14 protein-coding genes are annotated in these 12,350 nt (G+C 42.8%); 6 read left to right on the top strand and 8 right to left on the bottom strand.

The annotated features are described in order from the left end of the window. A partial coding sequence (locus KGY70_07705; protein ID MBS3775054.1) for a DUF2723 domain-containing protein occupies positions 1-2,218 on the bottom strand: 2,218 nt, incomplete at its 3' end. A 102-nt stretch (positions 2,219-2,320) separates the two neighbouring features. On the opposite strand from KGY70_07705, the gene KGY70_07700 reads away from it, so the two are divergent. Next, positions 2,321-3,454 carry a hypothetical protein gene (locus KGY70_07700; protein ID MBS3775053.1) on the top strand — a complete coding sequence of 378 codons (1,134 nt, stop codon included), beginning with the start codon at positions 2,321-2,323 and terminating at the stop codon, positions 3,452-3,454. Positions 3,455-3,537: 83 nt separating this feature from the next. Here KGY70_07700 and KGY70_07695 read toward each other — a convergent pair whose 3' ends face one another. Together KGY70_07695 and KGY70_07690 are read right to left on the bottom strand one after the other, a co-directional pair. Further along, positions 3,538-4,068: a DNA-3-methyladenine glycosylase gene (locus tag KGY70_07695; protein ID MBS3775052.1), complete on the bottom strand. Its 531-nt coding sequence runs from the start codon at positions 4,066-4,068 to the stop codon at positions 3,538-3,540. 14 nt (positions 4,069-4,082) lie between these two features. Then, entirely contained in the window at positions 4,083-4,550 is a 468-nt protein-coding gene (locus KGY70_07690; GenBank protein ID MBS3775051.1) for a nucleoside deaminase, read from the bottom strand. 248 nt (positions 4,551-4,798) lie between these two features. Between KGY70_07690 and rplM the strand changes: the two genes are divergently transcribed. The 5 genes from rplM to KGY70_07665 all read left to right on the top strand — a co-directional run bounded on the left by rplM (position 4,799) and on the right by KGY70_07665 (position 8,335). Then, positions 4,799-5,254 (top strand): 50S ribosomal protein L13, encoded by a 456-nt coding sequence (rplM, locus tag KGY70_07685; GenBank protein MBS3775050.1) that lies wholly within the window; start codon positions 4,799-4,801, stop codon positions 5,252-5,254. Between the two features lie 5 nt (positions 5,255-5,259). Further along, on the top strand, positions 5,260-5,646 hold the full coding sequence (gene rpsI / locus KGY70_07680) for a 30S ribosomal protein S9 (GenBank protein MBS3775049.1): 387 nt from the start codon (positions 5,260-5,262) through the stop codon (positions 5,644-5,646). A gap of 104 nt (positions 5,647-5,750) precedes the next feature. Then, complete coding sequence (gene rpsB / locus KGY70_07675) at positions 5,751-6,764, top strand: 30S ribosomal protein S2 (protein MBS3775048.1); 1,014 nt, start codon at positions 5,751-5,753, stop codon at positions 6,762-6,764. Between the two features lie 31 nt (positions 6,765-6,795). Next, on the top strand, positions 6,796-7,626 hold the full coding sequence (locus KGY70_07670; protein ID MBS3775047.1) for an elongation factor Ts: 831 nt from the start codon (positions 6,796-6,798) through the stop codon (positions 7,624-7,626). Between the two features lie 133 nt (positions 7,627-7,759). Continuing rightward, the gene (locus KGY70_07665; protein ID MBS3775046.1) at positions 7,760-8,335 is read left to right on the top strand and encodes a uracil-DNA glycosylase; all 576 of its coding nucleotides are present in this window, start codon (positions 7,760-7,762) and stop codon (positions 8,333-8,335) included. A 78-nt stretch (positions 8,336-8,413) separates the two neighbouring features. Here KGY70_07665 and queA read toward each other — a convergent pair whose 3' ends face one another. The 5 genes from queA to KGY70_07640 are packed head-to-tail and all read right to left on the bottom strand — an operon-like array spanning position 8,414 to position 12,242. Beyond that, a complete protein-coding gene (gene queA, locus KGY70_07660) occupies positions 8,414-9,478 on the bottom strand; it encodes a tRNA preQ1(34) S-adenosylmethionine ribosyltransferase-isomerase QueA (protein ID MBS3775045.1) in 1,065 nt (354 codons plus the stop codon). Between the two features lie 55 nt (positions 9,479-9,533). Then, entirely contained in the window at positions 9,534-10,265 is a 732-nt protein-coding gene (truB, locus tag KGY70_07655; GenBank protein MBS3775044.1) for a tRNA pseudouridine(55) synthase TruB, read from the bottom strand. A gap of 15 nt (positions 10,266-10,280) precedes the next feature. Continuing rightward, positions 10,281-11,063, bottom strand: coding sequence for an undecaprenyl-diphosphate phosphatase (locus KGY70_07650; protein ID MBS3775043.1), 783 nt, complete (start codon positions 11,061-11,063; stop codon positions 10,281-10,283). 15 nt (positions 11,064-11,078) lie between these two features. Then, the gene (locus KGY70_07645; protein ID MBS3775042.1) at positions 11,079-11,348 is read right to left on the bottom strand and encodes a DUF3098 domain-containing protein; all 270 of its coding nucleotides are present in this window, start codon (positions 11,346-11,348) and stop codon (positions 11,079-11,081) included. A 15-nt stretch (positions 11,349-11,363) separates the two neighbouring features. Beyond that, positions 11,364-12,242: a permease-like cell division protein FtsX gene (locus KGY70_07640; protein ID MBS3775041.1), complete on the bottom strand. Its 879-nt coding sequence runs from the start codon at positions 12,240-12,242 to the stop codon at positions 11,364-11,366. Between the last annotated feature and the right edge of the window lie 108 nt (positions 12,243-12,350).

Raw genomic sequence — 12,350 nt, 5'->3', positions numbered from 1 at the left:
TGTTAAAGGGAGACTGAACTTTGGTCCGCTCATTTTCATTGGCGACAAAATCGATCACTTTTTTAATTGAAACCCTGTCTTCTATTCTGTTGTAAATGGGCAAAACGTCCCGGGAGCCTTTCCCAAGCTGGTCACTGGTATGGGTGAAGGGCAGCGGATCCGATTCATATGCTTTACGGGTCATCTGTTCCAGGTACCAGCCAGCCCGGAGGTAGCTCAGGTTGGCCACGCGCACATCTGTTCGAATGCCCTCGACTTCCTGTGCATACCATAAAGGGAAAGTATCGTTGTCTCCATTGGTAAATAATATCCCATTTTTACGGCATGAGTTCAGATAATTGTAAGCAAAATCGCGGGTGGTATATCTCCCGGAACGGTCGTGATCATCCCAGTTTTCCGAAGCCATTAACAAGGGAACAGGCAGAAGGATCAGCGAGCTGATTATGGCGCTTGCACGTACGGGGATGTGTTGTCTAAGGTAATCCCAAACTGCCAGCACGCTAAGCCCGATCCAGATGGCGTAGGCATAGAAAGAGCCAGCAAAGGCGTAATCCCGTTCGCGCGGTTGATGGGGATACTGATTCAGGTAATACACAATGGCGATGCCTGTAAACAGGAACAAGATCAATACCACTCCAAAGCCCTTGCTGTTTCTCTTGCCCTGATACCAAAGGCCGATCACGCCAAGAATAAAAGGCAGCATATAATACTTGTTGTTGGCGGGATTGTTCTTTAAATAATCGGGCAATTGATCCTGTGGTCCCAGCCTTGAATTGTCAATAAAGGGAATTCCGGAGATCCAGTTCCCCCGCTTCACATCGCCGTGCCCCTGAATGTCGTTTTGTCTGCCGGAAAAATTCCACATGAAATACCTCAGATACATATGGCCCACCTGGTATTTGAAGAAAAACTCCAGGTTGTCACCAACGCTGGGCACTGTTCTCTGTTCCTGTTCACCTTGAGAATTTCTTACCGTAACCCTCTTTCCGCTTATATCTACCCACGAGTGGTAATCGTTCACATGTTGCGACTGTGTGCTGTACATCCTGGGGAAAAACCCGGTGAACCGGGAATCGTATACCATTTTGGTTTTATAATCCACTACTTCATACTTCCCGTTAACCTGATCATATACCGGGGCTCCCTGTTTTCGCTCCTCAACGGGAGCATTGTAATAGTGCCCGTAAAACAGGGGCCGGTCGCCATATTGCTCCCTGTTCAAGTAGCTCAGCAGGTTGAATATGTTCTCCGGATCGTTCTGATCCATTGGAGGGTCGGCAATAGAGCGAATCATGACGGTAGCATAGGAAGAATACCCGATCAGTATAACGGTAAGCCCGAGAAGAATAGTATTGAGAACGTATTTTCTGTATTTATGGGTGTAATAAAGGCCGAAGGTGATCAATCCGATAATCAATACGATATAAAATATCACGCCTGAATTGAAAGGCAGGCCAAAACCGTTTACAAACAACAATTCAAACACGGTAGCTACCTTTACTATTCCGGGTACCAGTACATATACCATTGCACTCAGTATGACAAATGAAATCAGCAATAAACCCAATGTTCCCCGTATGGTGGGTTTATATTTTTTAAAATAATAAACCAGTACAATAGCCGGAATGGCAAGAAGGTTCAACAGGTGAACGCCAATGGACAGGCCCATCAGGTAAGCTATCAGGATGATCCAACGGTTGGAATGGGGTTTATGGGCTTCATTCTCCCATTTGAGTATGGCCCAAAATACAATCGCCGTGAAAAGGGAAGAGGTGGCATAAACCTCTGCTTCCACGGCCGAAAACCAGAAAGTGTCAGTAAAGGTGAAAACCATAGCCCCCAGAAAGCCGCTTCCCAGGATGGCGATGGTGTTTGAAAAGGTATAACTTTTTTCGTCTTTTATCAGGATTTTTGATGCCAGGTGGGTAATGGTCCAGAACAGAAACATGATCGTAAAGGCACTGGCCAGAGCGGATAAACTGTTCATCATTACGGCTGCATTTTCGGCTTTTCCTCCGAAAAGGGTAAAGAACCGGCCGAGAAGCATAAAAAAGGGTGCTCCGGGAGGATGGCCCACTTCAAGCTTCCATGCTGATGTGATAAACTCACCGCAGTCCCAAAAGCTGGCTGTCGGCTCAATGGTGGAAAGATATACCACGGCGGCAATGGCAAAGCTGATCCATCCAAGCAGTTGATTGTAAAATTTATAGGATTTCATTTCTTGTTGGTTTTCAAACTTTTTTATCTTCGGAGTTTTGTTTTAAGGGCAGGCTAAATAAACAATAAATTTTTATCTTTAAAAACTCAAATGAATGAATTTATGCGCTTGATCATATTGCTTCTGATTATCTCCGTTATGCCATTAAGGAACGTCGCACAGAACCTGCCCGCGGATTATAATCCTGATCCCCTCCAACCCCGGGATACCCACTCCGTCTTTCTTTCCATCGACAACACAAATTTTTTTAAAAATAATGAATATTCCAATGATTATGTGGCCGGTTATTCTAAAATCGGCTATTTTCTTACTCCCACCCTTTTCTGGAACCTTTCGGGCAATACCCGCCTTGCAGGTGGGGTGCATTTTTTGAAATACTCGGGCGAACATGGTTTTAATAAGATAAAGCCGGTGTTTTATTTGGAGCATCAACTATCTGAGGGAGTTGATCTGCGAATGGGCTCAATAAGGAGCACCCATCATCACAACCTCATTGACCCGTTGTATCATTATGAAAGATTTCTGGATGAGCATATTGAGAACGGTTTTCAGTTTTTGCTTGATAAGTCATTTATTCAAGCTGATATATGGGTGAACTGGAAAAATTTCATCACACCGGGCGATGATGCCCGCGAGATATTTGACACAGGTATTTCCTCCGGATTGCCGCTTTATGGGAAACAGAAGGATTTCACTGTTGATCTTCCGTTGCAGGTTCTTATACAGCACAAGGGAGGGCAAATCGACAATTCAGGAAAACCTGTTACCACATATTCCAACTTTGCAGCGGGTCCCGATTTTCAGCTTGATCTGCATTCCCGCTACCTGACTGCTGTTGGGTGGAAAAACCTGTATGTGGGGTACAGGGATCTTTCGCCGGTAAGCAACCGGGAGATTGAAAAGGGCCATGGTTGGCTATCAACCTTTTCCCTTGATATGCAAAATCTCCAGCTTCAGTTTTCCTGGTGGAAGGCAAGACGGTTTCTTTCATTTGCAGGCAATCCCATGTATCAAACCTATTCTATCAGAAAAGAACGTCTGCTTGATAGGGAACGGGAGTTTCTTACCGGAAAGTTGAGATACACCCGGAAATATAGAGATCTGCATTTCATCGTCAATTTCGATACCTACTGGAGCCCCCGAAGCCGTCAACTGGATTACGGATTTGGGATTTACTTGCTGCTGAATACGGATGTGTTTCTTACCAAACTGGAGCACCGAAGGAAGAATAAGTAATTCCGGTTTAGGACTGATATTGGTTCCGGTTGACTGTATGAGGTTAACCAGGCATACCAGCCTAAGACCAATAGGAGCGGGATTCAACCTGGTTTACGGTTTTGCAGCACATAACGCCAGGGCATGTTTTTCCAGTAATCTCCGGCGTAATCGATACCTACCCGGGGTTTTCGGATGATCTCGCGGTTGTTGACGGAAATATCTTCTATCCATATCCTGGGTGAAGTTACCAGGTCTTCACCGTGAAAGCTGCGGTCGATGCCCAGGGCTTTGGTCAGGCGGCCCGGCCCGTTGATATGCTCCAGTCCCCTGATCAAAAGCGCCTGGGGTTCTTCGGTATTACCGGTCACTATATTGAGCATCCAGTGCATCCCGTAGATCAGGTATACATAAAGCAATCCACCCCGATCAAACATGATCTCATTTCTTTTGGTCCGGCCTCTGCTTACATGGCAGCCTTTATCCTCCGTGCCCCTGTATATCTCTATCTCTGTGATGGCATGGCGATATTGATCATCCCCTTGCCTGACAATAAGCGGTTTTCCCAGTATTTCGCCTGCTATATCCAATGCATCCTGAGTATAAAAATTTCTTCCCAGTCTCTTTAGTGGCATCAATCCGGTTTGCTTTAATATTGGATTTTATCTTCTTTCTGTTTCCATTTCTCCAGAACCTCAAATGCTTCATCCCTAAGCATTTGGATAGTTTGAATGCTTCTCCGCTCAAAAGGTTTTCGTATTTCTTCGTATATAAAAGAATCATCAAATCCGGCATACCTGGCATCCGCGTTACCGGCGGCAAAATAGATCCCGTCCAGGCGGGCCCAGTAGATAGCCCCCAGGCACATCGGACAGGGCTCACATGAGGAATAAATCATACATCCGTTCAGGTCAAAGTTATTCAAATATTCGGCGGCCCGGCGTATTGCATTGATTTCGGCATGTGCTGTAGGATCATTGGCGGGTGTAACCGTATTGCCTGCTTTGGCAATGATCTTATTGTCTTTCACGATTACCGCGCCAAAAGGACCACCCCCTTCTTCCATATTTTTTTCTGAAAGGCGGATGGCTTCCCTGATATATTCTTTATGACTCATCGTATTCACTTAGTAGTTTTCCATGATGTTTCTGTCTGTAATACAAAAAAAGGAAAAATCTGCGATAAATGGAAACGTAAGGTTGGTAGGGTTAATTTTACAGGGTTGCGGACAATCGGACCGAATAAGATTGTAAACACAAATTATTTGTTGAAAATGTTGTTAATTTTCTAAAAAGAATATTATTTTTGCATCCCGCTAAAAAGGTTAGTGAATTGTAATTGATTAGGAACTAAAAACATAATAAAGTGGATACGAATAGTTACAAAACTGTTTCCGTCAGACAGAAGGATGTAAAGAAGGAATGGATCCTGGTGGATGCAAAGAACGAAGTATTGGGCAGGCTGGCCTCACAGGTGGCTAAGATCATCAGGGGCAAACACAAGCCCAGCTATACCCCGCATGTTGACTGCGGTGATAAAGTCATTGTGGTTAATGCCGAACATATTCGGTTAACCGGAAAGAAGTGGACAGACAAAGAATATGTTCATTACAGCGGATATCCCGGGGGAAAGCGTACCAGAACTCCAAAGGATCTCATGGAGAAAGATCCCGCGAAAATTATCGAAAAGTCTGTACAGGGCATGTTGCCTAAAAATAAGCTGGGCAATAAACTAAAGAACCACTTATTTGTTTACCCTGGTGAAGAACATCCTCATGAAGCACAGCAACCAAGAAAAATCAATGTAAAAGAAATTAGATAAGCAACATGGAAAGAGTCAATACCATAGGCAGAAGAAAAGAATCCGTAGCGCGTGTTTATTTATCGGAAGGCAAAGGAAACATTAGTGTTAACGGTAAGGATTACAAGGAACACTTCCCCACGGCTCATCTCAGATCTATTGTTGAGCATCCGCTACAGGTGATTGAAGGTATGGGAAATTACGACATCAAGGTGAATGTTAAAGGAGGCGGTGTCAAAGGACAGGCAGAAGCCTTAAAGTTGGCATTAGGACGGGCTCTGGTTGAATCAAACGAGGAATACAGAAGCATCCTAAAGCCCTATAATTTATTAACCCGTGATGCCCGTGCCGTTGAACGTAAAAAGCCTGGACGGCCCAAGGCACGTAAGAAGACTCAGTTCAGTAAACGATAATTATTCATATAATTTCCGTTTAGTATCTAAATTGCCGGGACTTCCATTAACAGGGACTACCCGGCAATTGTTAAAACAGAATGTAAACGTTAAAACAATAAATCATGACTGAAGCAACATTTGATGAATTACTGGAAGCAGGTGTACATTTCGGGCACCTGAAAAGAAAGTGGAATCCCAAGATGGCCCCGTATATCTTTATGGAAAGAAACGGGATCCACGTGATAGATCTGCAAAAGACCACCGTAAAGCTTAACGAAGCGCTCAATGCCCTCAAACAAATCGCCAAATCCGGCAGAAATATATTGTTTGTAGCTACCAAAAAGCAGGCGAAGGAAATCGTCGCCGAAAAGGTAAAGCCTACTGGTATGCCTTATGTTACCGAGCGCTGGCCGGGCGGTATGCTTACCAATTTCCCTACAATTAAGCGCACCATTAAGAAAATGGCCACCATCGATAAGCGATTTTCCGATGGTACTTATGATAAATTGGCTAAAAGAGAGCGATTGCAGATTCAGCGGCAAAGAGCCAAACTGGAAAAGACATTCGGAAGCATCTCCAATATGGATCGTCCTCCGGCGGCCATTTTTATTGTGGATGTTACCAAAGAGCACATCGCTGTGCGGGAAGCCCAGAAACTGAATATACCTATATTCGCCATGGTGGATACCAATTCTGATCCACAGGAGGTGGACTTCCCCATTCCGGCCAATGATGACGCTTCAAAATCTATTGCTTATACTGTGGGCAAGACCGCTGAAGCCATTATGGAAGGATTGGAAGAAGGAAAACGGGAAAAGGAAAAAGAAGGGCAGGAAGCAAGGGAAAAGAAAGGCGCCAAAAAAGAAGGCAAAGAAGAGGCTGGAGAGAGAAAGAAAACCAGAGCCCGTAAAGCCAGCAAGGCAAGAAAGGAATCTGCTAAAAAAGGAGAAGCCAAAGAGCCAAAATCCAACGAAGCAGCCAATGCCGGTGCTGAGAATCCCGAAGCCGGTGATTCCACAGAAGTGAGCTCCGAAAATGCCGAGACCGGTAAAGCTGAATCATCGCAGGGGGAAAGCAAACAGACCGGGCAAGCAGAAGAACAAAAAAACAATCAATCGGAAGAAAACAATCAATAGAAGTTAAACTACTTAAATTATATTAAACAAAATGTCCAATATTACTGCAGCTGATGTAAATAAACTAAGAAAACAAACCGGAGCCGGGATGATGGATTGTAAAAAGGCTCTGACCGAAGCCGATGGCGATTTTGAAAAGGCAATAGAAATTATTCGCGAAAAAGGTCAGGCTGTGGCAAAGAAACGATCAGAACGGGAAGCTTCGGAAGGTGTAGTCTTTGCTAAAACCACCCCGGATCAGAAGAAAGGTTTCATTATTTCCCTGAACTGTGAGACCGATTTTGTTGGCAAAAACGATGATTTCGTCAAACTGGCTACTCAAATCATAGATACTGCTGTTGAGAAACAGCCCGATAACCTTGATGAACTTAAACAACTTCAGGTAGACGGAAAAAGTATTGAAGAGAACATCAATTACTATACCGGTATCATCGGAGAGAAACTCCAATTGTCCCATTACGATCATATTGAAGCACCTAAGGTTACGGCATACATCCACATGGATAACAAACTGGCTGCCCTGGTGGGGTTGAACAAGGAAAATACAGACCAGCAGGTGGCAAAAGATATAGTCATGCAGGTAGCAGCTATGGACCCGGTTGCCGTTGATAAGGATTCGGTACCCCAGGATGTTGTGGATAAAGAATATGAAATCGGTAAAAAGCAGGCCCAGGCTGAAGGCAAACCCGAACACATTCTCGACAGGATTGCCCAGGGGAAGGTTGAAAAATATATGAAAGAGAATACCCTTCTAAACCAGGAGTTCATAAGGGACAGCAAAAAAACGGTGAGAGAGTACCTTCAGGAACAAGACAAAGAATTAACTGTGGTGGGATTCAAATACTACTCCCTGAAACAATGACCGTCGATTGAAACTAGGGGTTCATTGGAAGTTAATAGAAGAGATAATAAGAGAGGGCTGTGTCGGCTCTCTCTTTTTTTTATTATTTTTATTTGCACCCATATTTCCAAATAATCCCAATTAAAACCATTGCATGCAGAAAAACAACAGAAAGCGACTGGATGAGATCAAAGAGCAGGTGTTAAGCTGCACACAGTGTCCGTTGCATAATGGCAGGATACATAGCGTTTTTGGAGAAGGCCCCTATGATGCTCCGATATTCTTTATCGGAGAAGCGCCTGGGGCTAAGGAAGATGAAGCGGGCAAACCTTTTGTAGGAAGAGCGGGGAAGCTGCTTGATGAACTACTTGAAAACCAAGGATTATCCAGGGAAGAAAACGTTTTTATCAGTAACATTGTCAAATGCAGGCCACCCGGGAACCGTATACCGGGAAAAAAAGAAGCAGAAACTTGTTTTCCCTACCTGCAAAAACAAATTGCCCTGATTGATCCCGGGATACTGGTATTGCTGGGTGCCACCGCCCTAAAGTCATTTACAGGCTCAAGCGAAAAAATAACCGAGCTTAGGGGACAATGGTGGAAGGATTACGGCAGACTGATCATGGCTACCTACCATCCGGCTGCTGTTTTTAGAAATCCAGCCTACCGGCGCTTCATTGAACAGGATATAAAAACCATATCGGAGAAATACCAATCGTTGCATCAATGAATATGTATGTTACCTCTGAATAAGAAGCCCCGGGAAAATTCCATTTCAGGCACCAGTGAATCCATCGTTTCTGTTTGATTAATCATCGAGGATCAGCATGGCATCTCCATAAGTGCCAAACCTGTATTTTTCCTTAATGGCTTCATTGTATGCATCAAATATTTGCTTATAGCCTCCGAATGCTGAAACCATCATTAACGGGATGGACACAGGCAGGTGAAAATTGGAAATCATCATATTGGATATCTTAACCTTATAAGGTGGAAAAATGAACTTATTGGTCCATCCTTCATACGGTTTGACTCTTAAAGTAGTTGAGACAGATGACTCCAGGGTCCTCAATACCGTGGTACCAACAGCGCAAACATTCCTTTTGTTGTCTTTCGCACGATTGATCTTTGAAGTAGCTTCTTCGGAAATGTATATTTTTTCCGAATCCATTTTATGTTTGGTCAGATCTTCCACATCCACACTGTTGAAATTGCCCAGGCCCACATGAAGAGTGACTTCGGCAAAATCTACCCCTACAATCTCAAGCCTTTTTATCAGTTCGCGGCTGAAATGCAATCCGGCTGTAGGGGCTGCAACCGCTCCTTCGTGCTTGGCAAAAAGGGTTTGATATCGCTCTGAATCTTCGGGCTCCACTTCGCGTTTTATAAACTTGGGAAGCGGTGTTTCACCCAGTTTATAGAGTGTTTTCTTGAATTCTTCATATTTTCCGTCAAACAAAAACCGCAATGTTCTTCCCCTGGATGTAGTATTATCTATGACTTCAGCAACCAAGGTTTCATCACTTTCATCATTGCCAAAATAAAGTTTATTACCAATCCGGATTTTTCGGGCCGGATCTACCAAAACGTCCCAGAGACGCTGTTCTTTATTTAATTCTCTCAGGAGAAAAACCTCAATTTTTGCCCCTGTTTTTTCTTTTCTGCCATATAAACGAGCAGGAAATACTTTGGTGTTGTTCAGCACAATCACATCATGCTCGTTGAAATATTCCACTATATCTTTAAAAATACGATGTTCTATTTTGCCGGAATTTCTGTGCAATACCATTAGCCTTGATTCATCCCTGTTCTTTGCAGGATAAAGTGCAATTAATTCTTCCGGTAAATTATACTTAAACTGCGATAATTTCATTAATTCCTAATGTTTATATGATTCGACATTTTGGCCCCCTTATACGTAATAATTCCTAATTTGTTACAAAAAATGATATTTTGTTTTCAAATTTTTTTATGGAAAAAGCATCTTGTAAATGGTAGTTTTTTATTCGTATGCGTTTTAATCCAATAATATGCGCGCCTACCTTCAACTCATGGCCAATATCCCTGGCCAATGCTCTGATGTAAGTGCCTTTGCTACAATTTACCCTTATGGTGACTACCGGCCATTCATAATGCAAGATTTCAATCTCTTCTATATTGACCCTGCCGGGAGCAAGTTCTACTTTCTCCCCACTACGTGCAGACTTGTATGCCCGTTTTCCATGAACACTTTTGGCTGAATACCGGGGCGGGACCTGATCTATCTCTCCGGTAAATTGAGTCAATACATTTTTTAATTTATCCCTGGACACATCATATAACGTATATTCATGATCAAACATTGTTTCAAGATCAAAAGAAGGGGTGGTTTTTCCAAATTCCAATGTAGTAATATATTCCTTATTACCAGACTGAATCGACTCCAGTTCCTTAGTCTTTTTGCCGGTGCCCAGAACCATCAATCCCTCGGCCAGCGGATCTAATGTACCTGCATGACCCACCTTAACGCGCCTGCGTATATTATATTTATGGCGAATGTTTTTCTCAATAATGGCTTTCACTTTCTTTACCAGATCGAATGATGTCCAGAACAAAGGTTTATCAAATAACAATATCCTTCCCTCAATGAGATCCTCAAGATCTCTCAATTCATTATTCATCATAGGCCTTTGTTTTTATCCAAGAAGAATGGCGGCCAAACCGATTGCAATGCAATAAAAGGCAAAATAAATCAGTTTCCCGCGGTTCACAATTTTGATCATCCACTTACATGCGAATAACCCCGAGACAAATGCAGCAATAAAACCCAGGATGAGTGGCAAAAAGCTTATATCTCCGGTTGCAGATAAATCCTGATCCATCAGGTCTTTGATATTTGCACCTATTATGGGCAACAATACCATTAAAAAGGAAAACCGGGTTACTTCTTCCCTTTTACTTCCAAGCATCAAACCGGTAGAAATGGTAGCCCCGGAACGTGAGATTCCCGGTAGTACAGCAAGGGACTGGGCAATTCCAATAATAAACGCATGCAGAAAGGAAATATTTTTCGTTTTTGAACGGAAATAGTAGGAAAAGATCAAAAGAGTGGCTGTTATCAACAACATGAAACCAACAAATACCATATTTCCGGTAAAGAACTGTTCAACCTCTTCTTCAAACCACAATCCTATAATAACCACGGGGATCATTGAGAAAACAAGCTTGCTGATGTAAACGGTGGAATCGTTCCACTCAAAACGGAATAAATCCCTGATCAGCCCGTAGATATCTTTCCTGAAAACCACAATGGTACTGAGTACCGTAGCGCCATGGACAATTACCGTAAAGGTCAGGCTCATCTGAACATCGGAAGATAGAAGTACCTTGCCGATCTCCAGATGGCCACTGCTGCTTACAGGTAAAAATTCGGTAAGTCCCTGAACAATGCCCAGGATAATCGATTCAATCCAGTTCATTCACATTGGCAGTTTTTAAGATGATTGATCTTCTTTGCTTGTCTTTGGCTTTTTCATGATTGCATAGATTTCAAATGCAAAGCCAAAAAGAACAAGCAGGGGCGCCAATGTTATCCGCCGGAAACTAAAAATTTCCGGGTTAAACTGATCCGGACTTTCTGCCTTACCCCCAGCCATCAGCACAAATCCAATAACAATAATAACTGCTCCAATGATTAACAGCTTATAATTCTCCCTGGTAAAAACCAGTTGGTTCTCTCGTTCTGTCTTCTTTTTCTTGGCCATAACTCCACTCTTTTATTAGTAATATAATCTATCGGGATTAATTTTTAAATATTTATTGACTGCAATGTATGTGGAAATCCAGCTAATTAAAATCCCCATGAGAAAAACGCCGGCAAAGAGCATAGAGACAACCTCCACATCCTGCAGGCTGATTATATTGGAGAATTCGTCCTGCAATAAATAGATTACCCCAAACAAGAACCCCATAGCAATAAGGGAGCCATATATACCATGCAGAATGCCCCTGAAAATAAATGGCCTTCGTATAAATCCTCTGGTGGCACCTACCAGTTGCATGGTATTAATAATAAAACGCTTGGAATAAATCGACAGGCGAATGGTATTATGAATTAAGGTTAGGGCGATAAGAAACAGGAATCCGCTGAAGATCAGTATTATTAGTCCGATTTTCTGTATGTTCTGATTAATGAGATCTACTAAGGATTTCTGATAGTATACTTCCTTAATTTCATCGTATTGCTGCAAATCCTGTTTGATATCATCAATGCCCTCAGGGTTTGCATATTCTGCATGCAAATGCACGTCGATAGATGCCAGGAGGGGATTATACCCCAGGAAATCTACAAAATCCTCCCCGAGTTCTTTCTTAAGTTCCCGTGCGGCTTCCTCTTTGGTTACGTATTGGGTTGATTTCACATACTGTTTGGTATCCAGCATTTTTTGCAGGCGAATGATTTCTACTTCTTTTACTCCCTCCTTCAGAATGATTGAAAATCCGATGTTTTCCTTTACGTACTCCGATATTTTTTGGGCATTAAGAACCAGCAATCCCAGAATTCCCAATAAGAACAGAACCATGGCAATGCTTATTACCGAGGTCATATAGGAACTTCGGAGTCTTCTTCTTGTTATTTTCGCTTCTTTGCTGGCCATAGCCCCCTTCTAAAAACATGCTAATATAAGAATAATAACCTGAAATTAATGAATCTTATGATTTGTAATAAGATTCAATTCAGAGCGGGTGCTATTTCATTTATTTAG

This window comes from Bacteroidales bacterium, from assembly GCA_018334875.1.
Taxonomy (GTDB): Bacteria; Bacteroidota; Bacteroidia; order Bacteroidales; family UBA12077; genus JAGXLC01.
Note: the sequence above shows the minus strand (reverse complement) of the source record. Positions and strands in the feature narration are given on the sequence as shown.

Bases quoted from the DNA above. Each gene is read 5' to 3' on its own strand.
- KGY70_07700 (MBS3775053.1), top strand. From the start codon at position 2,321: ATGCGCTTGATCATATTGCTTCTGATTATCTCCGTTATGCCATTAAGG.
- KGY70_07695 (MBS3775052.1), bottom strand. From the start codon at position 4,068: ATGCCACTAAAGAGACTGGGAAGAAATTTTTATACTCAGGATGCATTG.
- KGY70_07690 (MBS3775051.1), bottom strand. From the start codon at position 4,550: ATGAGTCATAAAGAATATATCAGGGAAGCCATCCGCCTTTCAGAAAAA.
- rpsI (MBS3775049.1), top strand. From the start codon at position 5,260: ATGGAAAGAGTCAATACCATAGGCAGAAGAAAAGAATCCGTAGCGCGT.
- rpsB (MBS3775048.1), top strand. From the start codon at position 5,751: ATGACTGAAGCAACATTTGATGAATTACTGGAAGCAGGTGTACATTTC.
- KGY70_07670 (MBS3775047.1), top strand. From the start codon at position 6,796: ATGTCCAATATTACTGCAGCTGATGTAAATAAACTAAGAAAACAAACC.
- KGY70_07665 (MBS3775046.1), top strand. From the start codon at position 7,760: ATGCAGAAAAACAACAGAAAGCGACTGGATGAGATCAAAGAGCAGGTG.
- queA (MBS3775045.1), bottom strand. From the start codon at position 9,478: ATGAAATTATCGCAGTTTAAGTATAATTTACCGGAAGAATTAATTGCA.
- truB (MBS3775044.1), bottom strand. From the start codon at position 10,265: ATGAATAATGAATTGAGAGATCTTGAGGATCTCATTGAGGGAAGGATA.
- KGY70_07650 (MBS3775043.1), bottom strand. From the start codon at position 11,063: ATGAACTGGATTGAATCGATTATCCTGGGCATTGTTCAGGGACTTACC.
- KGY70_07645 (MBS3775042.1), bottom strand. From the start codon at position 11,348: ATGGCCAAGAAAAAGAAGACAGAACGAGAGAACCAACTGGTTTTTACC.
- KGY70_07640 (MBS3775041.1), bottom strand. From the start codon at position 12,242: ATGGCCAGCAAAGAAGCGAAAATAACAAGAAGAAGACTCCGAAGTTCC.